Raw genomic sequence first — 16,240 nt, 5'->3', positions numbered from 1 at the left:
GGCCGGAGCCCCGACAGGCGCACCACCCGAGTGCTGCTTAGCGTGGCAGGGTGAGCACGCGAACCCCCGCTCCCGTGCCGATCCTGGGCGAGGAGCGGACCGTCTCCCGGCACGGCTGGGTGCAGGCACTGGCCGTGGTGCTGACCGGCCTGGCCGCCATGGTGCTGGCCGCCGGGCTGGGGCTGTGGGCGGCCGGTGCGGGCGATCTGCCGGACGGCGCGTTCCCCCGGGTCGTCACGGCCACCGTCGTGACGGCGGTCGGCGGGACCGTCGACCTCACGGGCGACGCCGGAGGTCTCGCCGAGACAGCGGGCGGTCTGACCGTGATGCCGCTGTCGGTGACGCTCGTCGGGGCGCTGGTGACCGGCGCGGGTTTTCTGCGCCCGCTGCGGCACCGGGCCGTCGCCGGTGCCCGCGAGCTGGCGGGCTGGGCCGCGCGGATCGCCGTCCTGTGGCTGCTGGGTCTGACCGGTCTGGCGTTCGCGGCCCGTCAGACCTTCGCGGTCTCGCTGGGCGACGGCACGCTCGCCGACATCGGCGACATCTTCGGCGCCTCACCACAGATCGGCTTCGAGACGGACGTACCGCTGACGCTTCTCGCCGGTGTGCTGTGGTTGGCGGGCGTCCTGGTGCTGGCCCTGCTGGTCTCGCGCGGGGCCCCGCTGCCGGCGCGGCTGCTGCGGTTCCAGGAGTCGGTACGTCCGGCCGCGTACGCCATGGTCGTGCTGCTGCTCGTCTTCGTGGCCACCGGGACCGTGATCGCGCTGGTCGTGGCGGTGACGCGCGGACAGCCCGCGCAGTCCCTCGCGCTGGTCCTCCTCGGTATGCCGAACCTGGTCTGGCTGGCCCTCACCACCGGACTGGGCGCCACCTGGGAGGGCCGGGTGGACGGCCCGTTCGGACTCCCGATGCCGCACGTCCTCGACCAGGTCCTGCGCACCGACGAAACGGCCAGGCTCAACCTGAACACCCTCGCCGACTACGACGGCAAGGTGTGGTGGCTGGTGGTGGTCGACGCCGTACTGCTGCTGGCCGCCGCGTTCCTGATGGCGGCCCGCTCACCGGCCCGCGTGCGCGCCTGGCAGCACGCCGTGCACATGGCGGTCGCGCTCGCCCTCACGGTCCTGATGATCTGCCTGATCGGCCGGATCGACGCCCACTACGGCCTGTCCGTCCTCGGCCTCGGCGACTTCGGCGGCAACCTCTCGGGCAGCCTGTTCCTGCGACCCCAACTGTGGGGAGCGCTCGGCCTGGCGTTGCTGTGGGGGCTGGTCACGGGGTTCCTGGGGGCACTCCTTGCCCGGCGGGTGCATCGGCGGGGAGAAGTCGAAATCCGTTAGGCGGGTGCCCGGCGGGCGTGGGAGCGTGGCGCCATGGTGTTGAGTGCCGAAGACCGGCTGGCCGTCACGGAGTTGATCGCGCTGCACGGTCACCTCGTCGACGACGGGGATCTCGACCGCACGGCGGAGGTGTTCACCCCGGACGTGGTGTACGACCTCTCCGACTTCGGCCAGGACCTGGTCACCGGTCTCGCCTCGCTCACGGAGGCGGCACTCGCCCGCGGCGCGGCCAATCCTGTCGCCCATCACGTCACGAACGTCGTCGTCACCGAGGGGTCCGGCGGCCAAGTGCACGCCCGTTCCAAGGGGTTGGGCGTCATGGCGGACGGTTCGTGCGGCTCGGTGACGTACGACGACACGGTGGTGCGGGTCGACGGCGGCTGGCGCATCTCGTACCGGAAGGTGTCCGCGCGACGGGTGCCGTTGGGTGGGCTCGGGCAGAGTTAGCGCCGACCGTACGCGCCCCAGCGCCTGTTACCCCGACCGTCGGTGACCGTGCCGGGTGAACACCGGGCGGGCCCAGTCCGGAGGCTGTGGTGGGGGTTCCTCGGTGGTCTCGGGCAGGCGGACCACCTTCGTGGTGGCGTGCCCCGTGGGCGAGGTCGGGGCTGCGCGGAGTGCGGCGATGAAGTCGAGGCAGGAGTCGTAGCGGTCGTCGGGGGTCTTGGCGAGGGCCTTCGCGAACACCGGGTCGACGGCGGCCGGGAGTTCGGGGCGCTCCTCGGTCAGCGGAGGCGGCTCGTCGTACTGGTGGGCCCACAACAGGGCCATGTCGTCGTCGCGTCGGAACGGCGGGTGGCCCACGAGGAGTTCGTAGACGACGCAGGCGAAGCCGTAGACGTCGCAGCGGCCGTCGACCGGGCGGCCCGAGATCTGCTCGGGGGCCACGTAGTCGAGGGTGCCGACGAACTGGCCGACCGTCGTGAAGCCGGTCAGGGACAGTGACTTCTTCGTCAGGCCGAAGTCGGTGAGGTAGACGTGCTCGGGGTGGTCTCTGTCGGTGCCCCGGGCGACCAGGATGTTGCCGGGTTTCACGTCCCGGTGGACGAGGCCGTGTTCGTGGGCGGCGTCGAGCGCGGAGGCCACCTGGGCGGCGATACGGGTGGCGGCGGTCAGCGTCAACGGGCCCTCGCGGTCGAGGAGATGACGCAGGTCGCTGCCTTCGACGTACCGCATCGCGATGTAGAGGATGCCGTCCTTCTCGTCGGCCTCGAAGACCGGGACGATGTGCGGATGGTCGATCGCGGCGGCCACCCGGCACTCGTGGGTGAAGCGTTTGCGGAAGGTGTCGTTGCGGGCGAGTTCCGGGGCGAGGAGTTTCAGGGCCACGGTCCGGTCGAGGCGCAGGTCCCTGGCCCGGTAGACGACGGCCATACCACCCCGGCCGATCTCCGCCTCGACGCGGTAGCCGGCGAGCTGCTTCCCGATCAGGTCGGAGGGGCGTCCCGCGTGCGAACGCGTGTCGCGGTCCGGGTCGCGGTTCATCGGCCGCCGCCGTCGCCGTCGTCCCTGACGACCTGGGTGGGCGCGTGGCCCAGGTCGGGCACCACCTGGGTCGGTTCGTGCGCGGGGGCGGCGGGTTCCCGGTCGGCGGCGTAGGTGCTGAGCCGGGTGCCGTCGGTGTACACCCAGCGCTCGTGCTCGGCGTCGTACAGCCACACGGACTCCCCGTCGACGACGATCCCGATCCGCTGTCCGTGCGTACGCCCCCGGAACGACTCCCGGTCGAGTGCGCCCCCGGTCAACTCCTCCACGGCGCCGCGATACCGGGCCAGTGTCTGTTCCGCTCGGGCCAGCAGGGGCCGTGGGTCGGCGGTGCGGGCGAGCGGGGCGCCCGCGGCGGGCGGGTCCTGCGGTACGGCGACCAGGAGCCGTCCGTCGACCCACGCGGACCAGCCGTTCGCACACCGCACATGCCCCCAGTCACCGCGCCGCTCGACCAGCTCGACCGGCAACAGCGCGTCGAGGGGCACCGTGGGCCGGGACGGGTCCGGCTCCTCCCAGGTGGCCATGCCGTCCCCGGGGACGACATGCGTGGGCCGGAACCCGGTGATCCGGAAACCGGGGGACGTCATCTCACCCACCCCACCTCTCCCGCCCCCTTCTACTTCCGCATGACAGCCGGTTCGTGCCGCCGCAGCAGCCGGAGGACCAGATAGCCGAAGACCACCGAGAGCACGAGCAGCATCCCCGTGTTGAGCAGCCAGACCCCGGCCGAGTGTTCGAACAGCGGGTCGCCGGTCAGCTCCCCGGGGACGATCCGGGACAGCCCGATGGTCCCCGCCATCGCGCCGAGCGCCCATCGCGAGGGCACCAGCCAGGAGAGCTGCTCGATACCGGGGACACCGTCGAGTTTCAGCAGTGCCCCGCAGAACACGACCTGGACGATGGCCAGCAGCACGAGCAGCGGCATCGTCACCTCCTCCTTGCGGACCAGCGCCGAGACCAGCAGCCCGAGCATCATCGCCGTGAAGGAGAGCAGCGCGACGGCGACCGTGATCTCCACGAGGGGAGGCATCAACACGCCCTCGCCGCCGGGTGCGTTGAGGTCGACGCCGAGCAGCGCGACCAGCGTCAGTACGACGGCCTGGGCGACGGTGATCGTCCCGAGGACGACGACCTTCGACATCAGGTACGCCGATCTGGACAGGCCGACGGCCCGTTCGCGCTGGTAGATCACGCGCTCCTTGACCAGTTCGCGCACGGCGTTGGCCGCCCCTGTCAGGACTCCGCCGACGCACAGGATGAGCAGCGCGTTCATCGCCGTCTCCTGGGTCAACTTGCTGCCTGCCAGTGCCCGGGCCATCGCGCCCATCACGAACGGCACGGCGATCATGATGGCGAGGAAGGTGCGGTCGGCGCTCAGGGCGGCCGTGTAGCGGCGTACCAGGGTGCTCAACTGGGCGCCCCAGCTCTGCGGTTTGGGCGGGGGCGGGGTGGTGGCGACCGGGCCCGAAGTCGGCAGTCGGGGCTGTGAGGTCGAGTTGACGATGTACTGCCGGTGGAACGGCGAGGCGCGGTAGTCCCCCGCCCAGTCCCGTTCCCGGTCGCGCTCGAAGGCCTCGAACGCCTCGGGCCACTGCTCGTACCCGAAGAAGGCGAGGGTGTCCTCGGGCGGCCCGTAGTAGGCGACCTTGCCACCGGGAGCCATCACCAGCAGCCGGTCGCAGACGTCGAGGCTGAGCACACTGTGGGTGACGACGATGACGGTCCGGCCGTCGTCGGCGAGGCCGCGCAGCATGTGCATCACCGAGCGGTCCATCCCGGGGTCGAGGCCCGAGGTCGGTTCGTCGAGGAAGAGCAACGACGGCTTGGTGAGCAGCTCCAGGGCCACACTGACCCGCTTGCGCTGGCCGCCGGAGAGGCTGTGCACGGGCTGCTTGACCCGCTGTTCCAGGCCGAGTTCACGCACCACCTCGTCGACGCGGGCCCGTCGCTCCTGCTTCGCGGTGTCCTGGGGGAAGCGCAGTTCGGCGGCGTAGGAGAGCGCTCCGCGCACGGTCAGCTGGGCGTGCAGGATGTCGTCCTGCGGGACCAGGCCGATGCGCTGGCGCAGTTCGGCGTAGTCACGGTAGAGGTCGCGCCCGTCGTACAGGACCGTGCCGTGGTCGGCGGGGCGCTGTCCGGTCAGGGCGTTGAGGAGGGTGGACTTGCCGGCGCCGCTGGGTCCGACGACCGCGAGCAGGCACTTCTCCCCCACCGGGAAGGACACGCCCTCCAGCAGCGTCTTGCGGCCGTGGTCGACGGCGACCGTGAGGTCCTGCACGTCGAGGGAGACCTCGCCGGTGTCGACGTACTCCTGGAGCTGGTCGCCGACCAGGCAGAACGCGGAGTGTCCGACGCCGACGATGTCACCGGGCGCGACGATCCCCCGGGCGACGGGCCCGCCGTTGAGAAACGTCCCGTTGTGGCTGCCGAGGTCGACGATCTCGTACGTCCCGTCCGGGTGGGCGCGCAGTTCGGCGTGGCGGCGGGAGACGAGGAGGTCGTCGACGACCAGGTCGTTGTCGGCGGCGCGGCCGATGCGGACGGTACGGGTGGACAGCGGCCGGACGGTGGTCGGCTGGCGGAAGGTGCCGGTCATGCCGGGCATGGAGACCGCCGAGGGGCGTTCACGGGCCGGCGGGGGCGGGCTGACGAGGACGGCGCGTGGCCCGTCGGCGGGGCTGCCGAAGCGCAGGACGCTGCCAGGTCCGATGTCCCGTTCATGGACGCGCAGACCGTCGGCGTACGTGCCGTTCGTGCTGTTCTCGTCCTCGACCGTCCAGTGGCCGTCCTCCTGCCGCAGCACCGCGTGGTGCCAGGAGACCCGGGCGTCGTCGATGACGATCTCGCTGAGCGGGTCGCGTCCGACGTGATAGGCGTGACCCGGGCTCATCAACGTGGAGCCCGCCTCCGTCTCCAGGACGAGTTCGGGCGCAGGCGGCGCAACCGACCGGTCTGCCATGCCCAGAATTCTAGCGATTCGTCCTTATATACGCCTGGCCAGCCCCCAGGGGCTCCGAACTCCCGCAACCTAGGCGACCGGGACGACCAGCGCCGGGGTGGTCCGCTGCATCCGCAGGGCGTCGACGGACTCGGCGAGCAGTTCGTACTCGGTGGTCTCGTCGTACGTGGCGATCCGGACGAGCCGGCCGGCCGCCAACTCGTCGGCGACCAGCTCCTGTTGGTACTGGTCCATGCTCCAGGCGCGCAGCAGACCGGGGACGTCGGGCACGGTGGCGGCGACCGGGATGAGCGAGTTCGGGGGGAAGTACTGCTCCTCGGGCTGCGGATCGAGCCGTTCGGCGATCCAGTTCGCCCGGTCCCGTAACCACCACAGGGCCAGTGCCAGGGTGGGCGCGCGATACGTACCCAGCGGTACGCCTATTCGCCGGCCCGCACAGACGCCGTACGCCGTGACATGGCAAAGGAACTCGTCGTGCACGGTCTTTCCCCCGATCGCCTGCCGGCCCTGCCTCGCTTTCCCTGCGGCTCACTCGGTCGTGCGGTGTTCTACCAGTTGAGTATCTTCACTATTGACACTCTGTCACCACGCCTTTCCGGCCAGTCTCCAGGCATTCGTCTGGCATATTCCTGGCAGGTATGGACCAGAATCCGACGGGACGGTCTCTTTTACCGTCGGCGGATCTACGGGGATTCCCGAGGAGCACAGGATTGGCGATCGGCGCTCCGCTTCCCAGCGGTCTCTGGAGCGAAGACCACTGGGAATGGAGGGCACGATGACCACCAGCGAAAAGGCCGCCGGGGCGGACAGGCAATTCACAGCCGTACCGTGCAAAAGCCCGCCACCTGGGGCTGGACCCGCCTGACCTGGCCGGAATCCGTCAGATTCCTTGATCCCGGCGACCGGGAAGAGGCGTCATCGTGACAGTACGGCCGACCACCCGGTTCCGTTCATATCGGAGCGAGAAAGGATCAGGCAAAAGATCAGGCCTTGATCACCGCATCGATTCGCGCCAGCTCCTCGTCGGAGAACTCCAGGTTGCCGATGGCCGCGACGCTGTCCTCCAACTGCTGCGGGCTGCTCGCGCCGACCAGGGCGGAGGTGACCCGGCCGCCGCGCAGCACCCAGGCCAGGGCCAGCTGGGCGAGGCTCTGGCCACGGGACTTGGCGATGTCGTCGAGGGCGCGCAGCTGCTGCACGAGGTCCTCGGTGATCCGGTCGGAGTTCAGGAAGGGGCTGTCGCTCGCCGCCCTGGAGTCCGCCGGGATGCCGTTGAGGTAGCGGCCGGTGAGCAGGCCCTGCTCCAGCGGGGAGAAGACGATGGAGCCGACCTGCAGCTCGTCCAGCGCGTCCAGCAGACCCTCGTCCTCGGGGCGGCGGTCGAGCATCGAGTAGCGCGGCTGGTGGATGAGGAGCGGGGTGCCCAGCTCGCCCAGGATGCGGGCGGCCTCACGGGTCTGCTCGGCGGAGTAGTTGGAGATGCCGACGTAGAGCGCCTTGCCCTGCTGGACGGCCGTGTGCAGGGCGCCCATCGTCTCCTCCAGGGGAGTCTCCGGGTCGGGGCGGTGCGAGTAGAAGATGTCGACGTAGTCCAGGCCCATGCGCGTCAGGCTCTGGTCGAGCGAGGACAGCAGGTACTTCCGCGAACCCCATTCGCCGTACGGGCCCGGCCACATCAGATAGCCGGCCTTGGTGGAGATCACGAGTTCGTCGCGGTACGGGGCGAAGTCGGCCTTGAGTGCCTCGCCGAGGGCGGACTCGGCGGCGCCGGGCGGCGGGCCGTAGTTGTTGGCCAGGTCGAAGTGGGTGACGCCGAGGTCGAAGGCGCGGCGCAGGATGGCCCGCTGGGTGTCGACGGGGCGGTCGGGTCCGAAGTTGTGCCACAGGCCGAGCGACAGCGCGGGGAGCTTCAGACCGCTGCGTCCGGTGCGCCGGTAGGGCATGTCCGCGTAACGGTCGGTGTGTGCGGTGTACAACGCGACTCCAGAGGGGTTGGCACGGCGGATGTGATCCCTGCTGTTCCTACTCTTCCCCCGGGAACGGGCAGTGGTCCAACAGGAGAATCGGATGGAATTCAGCGGATAGGCTTCTCAATCATGGAACTACGCCATCTTCAGCACTTCGTCGCGGTCGCCGAGGACCAGCACTTCACCCGGGCCGCCGAACGCCTGATGGTGTCGCAGTCGGGTCTGTCGGCCTCGATCCGCGCGCTGGAGCGGGAGCTGCAGACGCCGCTGTTCGTGCGTACCACCCGCCGGGTGACGCTCACCCCGGCGGGGCGTGCGCTGCTCGGCGAGGCCGAGCGGATCCTCGCCCAGGTGCGGTCGGCCCACGAGGCGGTGGCCGCGGTGCAGGGGGTACTGCGCGGGATGCTCGCGCTTGGCTCCGAGCAGTGCATCGCCGGGGTGCATGTGGCGGGACTCCTCGCCGCGTTCCGGCGGCAGCACCCGGACGTGGAGATCTGTCTGCGGCAGGCGGGCTCGGGCGCGCTGGCCGAGGAGGTGGCCGCGGGGCGTCTGGACCTGGCCTTCGCCGTCCGCGGGACACGGGACGAGACCGACCAGTTGCGTGCCGTACCGCTGAGCAGCGAGCCGATGACCATGCTGTGCCATCCGAGCCACCGGCTCGCGGCCGTCGGCGCGGCCGTGACCCCGGAGGACCTGGGCGGCGAGGTGTTCGTCGACTTCCACCCGGACTGGGGACCACGCCGCACCACGGACGCCGCCTTCGCCGAGGCGGGCGTGCGCCGGACGGTCGCCCTGGAGGTCAACGACGTGCACAGTCTCCTCGACCTCGTGGACGAGAACCTCGGTGTGGCCGTCGTACCCCGGCACTTCCGGCACAAGCGCGAGTCGCTGACGGCGCTCCCGGTCAAGGGCACCGGCGAGACCGTGTACGAGACGGTCGCCCTGCTGCCCGCCTCGGAGGCGACCAGCCCTGCGGCACGGGCGCTCATGGCCCTTCTGGAGACGGAGCGGGAGACCGAGGGGGCATGACGGGCCGGAATGCGGGAGGCTGGACCTCATGCATGCACAGGACATCCTCATCGACGGGTACACCCGCATCCAGGAAGAAGTCCACGCCGCCGTCGAGGGCCTGAGCCCCGACGACCTCAACCACCGCCCAGGCCCCGACGCCAACTCGATCGCCTGGCTGGTCTGGCATCTCACCCGGGTCCAGGACGACCATGTGGCCGGTGCCTTCGGTCTCGACCAGGTGTGGCTCACACAGGACTGGGAGAAGCGCTTCGGCCTCGATCTGAAGCCCCGTGACATCGGATACGGCCATTCCTCGGCGCAGGTCGCCAAGGTCCGGGTCGACTCGCCCGAACTGCTGACCGGCTACTACGACGCCGTTCACGCCCAGACCCTGTCAGCCCTGCACGGTCTGACCTCCGGGGACCTGGAGCACATCGTCGACGAGAACTGGGACCCGCCGGTCACGCTCGGCGTACGGCTGGTGAGCGTCCTGGCCGACGATCTTCAGCACGTCGGCCAGGCCGCCTATCTGCGGGGACTGCTTCAGAGCGCCGAGGCGTAGCCCGGCAGGACGACGTCCTCGATGAGGGCGTTGCGCTCGTCGAACGGGATGAACGCGCTCTTGACCGCGTTCACGGTCACCGTGCGCAGGTCCTCGACCGTCCAGTCGGCCTCCTCGACCAGCAGGGACATCTCGCGGGTCATCGTCGTGCCGGAGACCAGCCGGTTGTCCGTGTTGAGGGTGACCCGGAAGCCCAGGTCCTTCAGAGTCGTGATGGGGTGCTCGGCGATCGAGGTGGCGGCGCCGGTCTGGAGGTTGGAGGTCGGGCACATCTCCAGGGCGATCCGGCGGTCGCGCACCCAGCCCGCGAGGCGGCCGAGCTTGCCGTCGACGATGTCCTCGGTGATGCGGACGCCGTGGCCGATGCGCTGGGCACCGCAGACCTGGAGGGCCTGGTGGATGCTGGGCAGGCCGTGCGCCTCGCCGGCGTGGATCGTGAACGGCACGCTCTCGCCACGCAGGTGTTCGAAGGCGGCAAGGTGGTCGGCGGGCGGGAAGCCGTCCTCGGCGCCCGCGATGTCGAAGCCGACGACACCGGCGTCCCGGAAGGCCACGGCCAGGTCGGCGGCCTCCCGGACGCGGTCGAACATGCGCATCCCGCACAGCAGCGTCCCGACCCGCACCGGGGTCCCCGCGGCGGCGGCCTTCGCCATACCGGCAGCCAGGCCCTCCTGGACGGTCTCGACGACCTCGGGGAGGGTCAGCCCGCCGTTCACGTTCAGCTCGGGGGCGTACCGCACCTCGGCGTAGACGACGCCGTCCTCGGCGAGGTCGAGCACGTACTCCTCGGCGGTGCGCAGCAGGCCCTCGCGAGTCTGCATCACGGCGAGGGTGTGTTCGAAGGTGGCTATGTAGCGCACCAGGTCACCGGAGTTGGCGGCCTCGTAGTACCAGGCGGCCAGCTCGTCCGGGTCGGTGGTGGGCAGGGTGTGCCCGACCTCGGCGGCCAGTTCGACCAGGGTGGCGGGGCGCAGGCCTCCGTCGAGGTGGTCGTGCAGCACGGCCTTGGGGAGGCGGCGGAGGGTGTCGGTGTCGACGTGGGACGCGGTCATGTGCGGTGTTTCCTCGGCAGGTGGTGGTGCGGTGGGGTGGTGTGGCTGCGGGTCAGTCGGTGGCGGTCGGCTGGAGGAGGTCCCAGCGGTTGCCGTACAGATCCTCGAAGACGGCGACCGAGCCGTACGTCTCGTGGCGCGGCTCCTCCAGGAAGGTCACGCCTGCGGCGCTCATCCGGGCGTGGTCGCGGGCGAAGTCGTCCGTGTGCAGGAAGAACCCGACGCGTCCACCGGTCTGGTCGCCGATCCGGGCGCGCTGGTCCTCGCCCTTGGCCCGGGCGAGCAGCAGGCCGGTGCCGGCTTCTCCTTGTCCGCTGCCGGGCTCGACGACCACCCAGCGGGAGCCGTCGGGGCGCGGGGTGTCCTCAACCAGCCGGAACCCGAGGGCGTCGGTGTAGAAACGGATCGCCTCGTCGTAGTCGTCCACGACGAGGGTGACAAGTGCGATGCGTCTCATCGGCTCTCCTCGGCCTCTCGGGTGCGGGTGCGGTCCGGGCGCAGGCGCGGGTGCGCCGGACTGTCCGGTTGACCTGCGGATCACGTGCGGTTGACGGGTGAGGTTATACGTAACACCCCGGGTGTGTCATCTCCGTACCCGCACGGGTGATCTCGTCCGCGTCCGTGAGGTTCCGGGAACGATCGCCGGGGCGTGATCGTCGAGCAGATGTGAACCGTGAGCAGGCTGTCGCAAGGGCGGGCTCCCCGATGCTGGGGAGCCTGGTCGCGTTTGTGCTGCTCGTGCTGCTCGGCGTAACGGTGATGGTCCAGGGCGGCGGGACTCTCTTCGGCGACCGGGATCTGCTGGAGTGGTCTCTCGCGCACCGCCCGGAGGTGGTCGTCACCCTCGCCCGGGTGGTGACCCACACCGGCTCGGGCTTCGTTCCGTACGCCCTGGTCGCCCTCGCCGGTTGTCTGCTGGGCCGGACCGCGCGGCAGCGGATCCTGGCGGCCGCCGCCTGTCTGGTCTGCCTGGTCGCAGCCCAGGCGGTGCGGTTCTCGGTGATGGCGCTGCTGTCCCGGCCCCGGCCCGCCGTGGCGCACTGGGCGACGGACGCCGGCCACTGGTCGTTCCCCTCCGGCCACACCACGACATCGGCCGTCACGGCGGGGCTGCTCATCCTGGCCGTGTGGATACGGGCCCCACGTGGGCGGTCCGCGATCGCCGCCGCGGTCGGCTGCTGGGGCGTGCTGGTCGGGCTGACCCGGGTCTATCTGGGCGTCCACTGGTTCTCGGACGTCGTCGGCGGCTGGTTGTTCGCCGCGTGGTGGCTGGGCCTGGCGGCGTACGCGGTGACGCGCTTCGCGCCGGACGCGTGCGCGGAGGTGCTGCGCGGCGACGGGACCGGGGTGCGTGGGGCGCTGCGCGGCGACGGCGCCGGTGTGCGCGGGGTGCTGCTGTCCGGCATACCGGGGCCGGGATCGGGGGCCGGACCCGCGCATGGCAAGGTGGAGATCGCGTCGGAGTCCGACGACTGCGGCGCACCCCCACCGAGCGCTGCCCTTCCAGGAGTTGAGTGCCATGTCCGAGCTGCCGAAGCCGACCGGATACCCGTCCCGCCAGAACGTGACGTTTCCCAGCGCTGACACCACCGCGCACGGCTATCTGGCGCTGCCTCCGTCCGGCAGCGGGCCCGGCGTCATCGTCATCCAGGAGTGGTGGGGCCTCAACGACCACATAGCGGACGTCACCGACCGGCTCGCGCAGGAGGGCTTCGTCGCCCTCGCCCCCGACCTCTACGGCGGCAACGTGGCGCACGAGAGCGAGGAGGCGCTGCGCATGCTGCGGGCCCTGCCGGTACCGAAGGGCGTCGAACTCCTCACCGGCGCGGTCGACTACCTGCTGGCCCGGCCCGAGGTCACATCGGAAACAGTCGGATCGGTCGGTTTCTGCATGGGCGGCGGCTTCGTGCTCTACCAGGCCGCGGCCGACCCGCGCGTCAGCGCCGCTGTGCCCTTCTACGGCGTGATCCAGGGCGAGCTGCCCGACTTCTCCGGCCTGAAGGCCGAGGTGCTCGGCCACTACGGCGAACTCGACGCGAGCATCCCGGTGGAGAGCCTGGACCCGCTGCGCGAGGCCATCAAGGAGCAGGCGGGTATCACCGCGGATCTGCGCGTCTACCCGGCGGACCACGCCTTCTTCAACGACTCCCGCCCGGTGTACGACGCGGAGTCGGCGACCCGCGCGTGGGAGAGCACGGTGCCGTTCCTGCGGGAGCGGGTGCGCTGAGCGCTGGCTCCCGTACGGGGCGATGGGCGGGCCCGGGGTTCCCGGGCCCGCCCGTGGACCTTCCGGTCCCGAACCGCTGCTCTGTCGGCTGGATCAGTCGCTCGCGCCCGCGAGCCAGGCCGTGGCGTTGAGGGCGAGGGGGGCGTTGGTGGCGCCGGTGTCGTTCCAGCCGTCGTACAGGGTGTTGCCGGACTGGCCGGTGCCGTCGTCGATCGGGGAGCTGTCGCCCCAGAAGGCGATCCGGCCGCTGCCGTAGGTGCTGGTCAGGAAGAACGCGCCGGTGTTGCCGGAGTAACCGGAGCGGTAGAGCAGGCCCTTGACGGCGGAGTTGTCGGCGGGCGTGAGGGTGGCCGTCGTACCGCTGGCGATGAGGCTCTTGGTGACCGTGCCGAAGGTGCCGTGCAGGACGGCGTTCGTGCTGTCGCTGATCGCGGCCGGGTAGCCGGAGCTGATGCTCAGCGAGTCGATGGAGAAGCCGAACGGGTCGGTGGAGTCGACGCTGTTGTTGGTCATCAGGTCGTTGAGGACCTCGACCGCGTCCTCGCCGTCGTTGTTGCGGTCGGCCCCGGTGTGGTCGGAGATCATAAAGAGGCCGCCGCCGTTCTGGACGAACTTCATGATGGCGGTCTTCTCGGCCGTGGTGAACAGCGTGTTGGGCTCGGGCAGCACCAAAGTGTCGAAGTTCGACAGGTCGGTGGCCGTGGAGCCGCCGTAGGCGAGGCTGGAGCCCGAGGGCAGCGTCTTGAGGCTGTAGTCGCCGGTCTGCTGGAGGGCGACGCCCCAGGAGGAGAGCGCGCCGGTCCAGTCGGTCTCGTCGGAGGGGGCGGAGTCCTGGGAGAGCGGGTCGGGCTGGCTGGTGGAGATGATCCAGTCGGCGTTGCCGGCGGTCTCGGCGTGGGCGTTGTCGAAGAGGACGCGGTGCGTGGTGGCCGCGTGGGCGGGGGTCGCGGTGGCGGTGGCCTGGACGGCGACGCCGGTGGCGATCAGACCGAGCACGGCGAGGGCCGAGGCGAGTCTGTGCCGGGTCCCGGTGATGGCGTACATCTGGCGTTCCTCCATGGGTGGGGGGATGTGGGGGAAGGCGGTGCGGGTGCCGAATCTGCGCGCGTAGACCGGGCGTTGGAGCCCTCCCGGTACACACAAGGCAGGACCGTACCGACAAGATCCACGCCACCGGGAGGCCCGGCCGGGCTTTCACGTAAAGCTCTTACGGACGGGTAACCCCCGGTCGACAAGGGGCACTTGCGGTGGATTACGGGCGATGCAGTGCGCCCAGCCGCGCCAACTCCTCGCTCGTCAGCCGCAGTCCGCCCGCCGCCACGTTGTCCACGAGGTGCTCCGGGTTGCCCGTGCCCGGGATGGCGAGGACATGCGCTCCCTGGTGGAGACTCCAGGCGATCCGGACCTGGGCGGGGCTCACACCGTGCGCGCGGGCGACGGCGAGCACCGCGTCGTCGTGGGTGTCGGTGACACCCCGTTCTCCTCCGTTCCCCGCGACGGCGAAGAAGGGCACGAAGGCGATGCCCGACTCCCCGCACAGCCGCAGGAGTTCGTCGCCCTCGGGGTCGGGCCGGTCCAGCGCGTACCGGTTCTGCACGCACACCACCGGGGCGATCGCCTGCGCCTCGGCGAGGTGCCGGGGCTCGACCCCGGAGATCCCCAGGTGGCGGATCAGACCGGCCTCGCGCAGATCGGCGAGCGCCCCGAAGTGCTCGGCGATGGAGTCCTGCCGCATCCGCCGCAGGTTGACCACGTCGAGGTGGTCGCGGCCTAGTTGGCGCAGGTTCTCCTCGACATGCGCGCGCAGTTGGTCGGGGCGGGCGGAGGTGGCCCAGTCCCCCGCGTAGTCGCGGTACGGCCCGACCTTCGCGACGATGACGAGGTCGTCCGGGTACGGCGCCAGCGCGCTGTTGATCAGTTCGTTGGCGGAGCGCAGGGCGGAGAAGTAGAAGGCGGCGGTGTCGATGTGGTTGACGCCGAGCTCGACGGCCTTCCGCAGCACGGCCAGCGACCGCTCGCGATCGCTGGGCGTGCCGAGATGGAAGGCCGCGCTGCCGGTGAGCCGCATGGCTCCGAACCCGAGCCGGTTGACGGTGAGATCGCCGAGTTTCCAGGTGCCCGCGGCTTCCGCGGTGATCGTCTGCGAGGTCATTCGGCGGAGTCTCGCACGCGCCCCGGGCACCGGATCGGCGTTCTTACCGTCCTTTTGGCTCCCTTTACGGATACACGTACGTGTTCAGCGTGGACACCGCCGAAGCCGGGTTCCCCAGGTTGTAGTGGTCCACGGCGAGGAAGTTGGGCTTCTTGCGGGCGGCCGGCTGGCAGAAGCGCTGGGCGCGGTCGGCGAGTTTGGTGTTGTCGGTCGTCGTCGTGGAGGTGATCGCCGCGTCGCGGAAGTGGTTCATGACGAAGAGGGGCTTGAAGGCGCCCTGGGTGAGGGTCAGCGGGGTGTTGGAGTCGGCGCCGTACCAGCGGCTGTAGCAGGACCAGTCGGAGGAGCCGACGCCGCCGCCCATGGACCAGTAGTTCTCGACCGTCCACTCGCGCTGGTACATCACGCCGAAGGTGTCCCGGGTCAGGCCTGCGGTCTGGTCGGCGGAGCGGCTGTGGTCGGTGAAGATCAGCAGGCGGTCGTTGGCGGCGATCAGGTCGGCGACCTTCGGCCAGCCGTTCTGGCGTACGCCGGTCTGGTCGGGGCGGTAGAGGACGTCCGACAGGCCGCTGACGCGGGCGAGTTCGCTGCGCAGGACGCCCGGGTCGACATAGTCCTCCAGGAAGACGGTGACGACCTGGGTGGGGTTCTGCTTGAGGAAGTCGACCATCCGTTGGAGGTCCACCCAGAGTGCGACCGGGCTGCTGACAAGGGTGCAGCTGTTGTGGCAGAGGATCGCGCCGTCGGAGGTCTGGTGGATGTCCAGCATGAACCCCCGTACGCCGTCGAAGAGTTGCTGGTTGATACCGCGTGTCTGGTTCGGGACGAGGTTGACGAAGGGCGGGGCGAAGCCGCCGTCGACGCCGTTGGCGTAGGCGTTGTGGGAGGTGAGGAACGTGACCTGGTCCAGGGTGCGTTGGTCGGCAGAGGGCATCGGGCTGACCGTGGGGGTGACCGGGGTGAGGTACCAGGCCGCGAGGCTTCCGGAGCCGCCGATGGTCAGCTGGTCGGGGTAGTTGGCGCCGGACGGCTTGGCGGCGACCGTCAAGTAGCGGGTGGTTCCCGGGGCCTTGAGCGTGTACTGGTCGGTGCCGGAGGGGGTGATCTCCCAGGGCGCGTCGGCGCTCGTACAGGCGACGGTCCTGGCCTGGTCGCCGGAGCGGCCGAGACAGGAGCCCGCGGTGTCGGTGCTCTCCAGGAGGTACGAGGTTCCGCTCGCGCGCAGCGTCCACTGCTGGCGGTCCTCGTTGCCCTTGGGCCGGTGCTGCTCGACGGCTCCTGCGTCGTCGGCGGCGTTGAGTCCGGTGGTGGCGCTCTGGACGTAGTAGGCGCCGGCGGCCGGCACGGGGGCGGCCAGGGCGGGCGGTGCGGGTGCCGCGACATCCTCGCCGTCGACTGGGAAACCACGGGCGACGGCACCCACGCGTCGAACGCGGACGCGTCCGCTGCAACGCCTTCCCCTTCGTCGTCCTCACCAGCAAC

General features: G+C 70.5%; 15 protein-coding genes and 1 pseudogene. 6 read left to right on the top strand and 10 right to left on the bottom strand.

Annotated elements, in window-relative coordinates; translation table 11 throughout:
• Nucleotides 1-50: 50 nt before the first annotated feature.
• On the top strand, nt 51-1,340 hold the full coding sequence (locus ACWCRB_RS27880) for a streptophobe family protein (protein WP_450998658.1): 1,290 nt from the start codon (nt 51-53) through the stop codon (nt 1,338-1,340).
• A gap of 33 nt (nt 1,341-1,373) precedes the next feature.
• Nucleotides 1,374-1,787, top strand: a complete 414-nt coding sequence (locus ACWCRB_RS27875; RefSeq protein ID WP_450998657.1) for a nuclear transport factor 2 family protein — start codon at nt 1,374-1,376, stop codon at nt 1,785-1,787.
• A 27-nt stretch (nt 1,788-1,814) separates the two neighbouring features.
• On the opposite strand, the gene ACWCRB_RS27870 is transcribed toward ACWCRB_RS27875, so the two are convergent.
• The 5 genes from ACWCRB_RS27870 to mgrA all read right to left on the bottom strand — a co-directional run bounded on the left by ACWCRB_RS27870 (nt 1,815) and on the right by mgrA (nt 7,763).
• A complete protein-coding gene (locus tag ACWCRB_RS27870; RefSeq protein WP_450998656.1) occupies nt 1,815-2,825 on the bottom strand; it encodes a serine/threonine-protein kinase in 1,011 nt (336 codons plus the stop codon).
• Nucleotides 2,822-3,415: a hypothetical protein gene (locus ACWCRB_RS27865; RefSeq protein WP_450998655.1), complete on the bottom strand. Its 594-nt coding sequence runs from the start codon at nt 3,413-3,415 to the stop codon at nt 2,822-2,824. Before ACWCRB_RS27865 ends, ACWCRB_RS27870 begins: the two co-directional genes overlap by 4 nt.
• Nucleotides 3,416-3,444: 29 nt before the next feature.
• Nucleotides 3,445-5,787 (bottom strand): FHA domain-containing protein, encoded by a 2,343-nt coding sequence (locus ACWCRB_RS27860; RefSeq protein ID WP_450998654.1) that lies wholly within the window; start codon nt 5,785-5,787, stop codon nt 3,445-3,447.
• Nucleotides 5,788-5,856: 69 nt separating this feature from the next.
• Entirely contained in the window at nt 5,857-6,267 is a 411-nt protein-coding gene (locus tag ACWCRB_RS27855) for a hypothetical protein (protein WP_450998653.1), read from the bottom strand.
• A 503-nt stretch (nt 6,268-6,770) separates the two neighbouring features.
• Nucleotides 6,771-7,763 (bottom strand): L-glyceraldehyde 3-phosphate reductase, encoded by a 993-nt coding sequence (gene mgrA, locus ACWCRB_RS27850; protein ID WP_369031623.1) that lies wholly within the window; start codon nt 7,761-7,763, stop codon nt 6,771-6,773.
• A 120-nt stretch (nt 7,764-7,883) separates the two neighbouring features.
• Here mgrA and ACWCRB_RS27845 point away from each other — a divergent pair, with 120 nt between their 5' ends.
• Nucleotides 7,884-8,783 carry a LysR substrate-binding domain-containing protein gene (locus ACWCRB_RS27845; RefSeq protein ID WP_450998652.1) on the top strand — a complete coding sequence of 300 codons (900 nt, stop codon included), beginning with the start codon at nt 7,884-7,886 and terminating at the stop codon, nt 8,781-8,783.
• Nucleotides 8,784-8,811: 28 nt separating this feature from the next.
• On the top strand, nt 8,812-9,327 hold the full coding sequence (locus tag ACWCRB_RS27840; protein WP_450998651.1) for a mycothiol transferase: 516 nt from the start codon (nt 8,812-8,814) through the stop codon (nt 9,325-9,327).
• On the opposite strand, the gene ACWCRB_RS27835 is transcribed toward ACWCRB_RS27840, so the two are convergent.
• Together ACWCRB_RS27835 and ACWCRB_RS27830 are read right to left on the bottom strand one after the other, a co-directional pair.
• Nucleotides 9,309-10,379 carry an adenosine deaminase gene (locus ACWCRB_RS27835; RefSeq protein ID WP_450998650.1) on the bottom strand — a complete coding sequence of 357 codons (1,071 nt, stop codon included), beginning with the start codon at nt 10,377-10,379 and terminating at the stop codon, nt 9,309-9,311. The two genes, ACWCRB_RS27840 and ACWCRB_RS27835, sit on opposite strands and share 19 nt — an antisense overlap.
• Nucleotides 10,380-10,431: 52 nt before the next feature.
• Nucleotides 10,432-10,836, bottom strand: a complete 405-nt coding sequence (locus ACWCRB_RS27830; RefSeq protein ID WP_450998649.1) for a VOC family protein — start codon at nt 10,834-10,836, stop codon at nt 10,432-10,434.
• A gap of 248 nt (nt 10,837-11,084) precedes the next feature.
• Here ACWCRB_RS27830 and ACWCRB_RS27825 point away from each other — a divergent pair, with 248 nt between their 5' ends.
• Together ACWCRB_RS27825 and ACWCRB_RS27820 are read left to right on the top strand one after the other, a co-directional pair.
• Nucleotides 11,085-11,963, top strand: coding sequence for a phosphatase PAP2 family protein (locus ACWCRB_RS27825; RefSeq protein ID WP_450998648.1), 879 nt, complete (start codon nt 11,085-11,087; stop codon nt 11,961-11,963).
• Nucleotides 11,899-12,606, top strand: a complete 708-nt coding sequence (locus tag ACWCRB_RS27820) for a dienelactone hydrolase family protein (protein WP_450998647.1) — start codon at nt 11,899-11,901, stop codon at nt 12,604-12,606. Before ACWCRB_RS27825 ends, ACWCRB_RS27820 begins: the two co-directional genes overlap by 65 nt.
• Before the next feature lie 99 nt (nt 12,607-12,705).
• Here ACWCRB_RS27820 and ACWCRB_RS27815 read toward each other — a convergent pair.
• The 3 genes and pseudogenes from ACWCRB_RS27815 to ACWCRB_RS27805 form a co-directional block, all read right to left on the bottom strand.
• A pseudogene (locus ACWCRB_RS27815) lies at nt 12,706-13,650 on the bottom strand (hydrolase); the annotation flags it as partial.
• A gap of 208 nt (nt 13,651-13,858) precedes the next feature.
• Nucleotides 13,859-14,758: an aldo/keto reductase gene (locus ACWCRB_RS27810; RefSeq protein ID WP_450998646.1), complete on the bottom strand. Its 900-nt coding sequence runs from the start codon at nt 14,756-14,758 to the stop codon at nt 13,859-13,861.
• 64 nt (nt 14,759-14,822) lie between these two features.
• Nucleotides 14,823-16,181, bottom strand: coding sequence for a phospholipase (locus tag ACWCRB_RS27805; RefSeq protein WP_450998645.1), 1,359 nt, complete (start codon nt 16,179-16,181; stop codon nt 14,823-14,825).
• Nucleotides 16,182-16,240: the final 59 nt, after the last annotated feature.

The organism is Streptomyces sp. NPDC002156 (assembly GCF_053593675.1).
The sequence above is the reverse complement of the archived record's forward strand: the minus strand, read 5'-3'. Positions and strand labels throughout refer to the sequence as shown.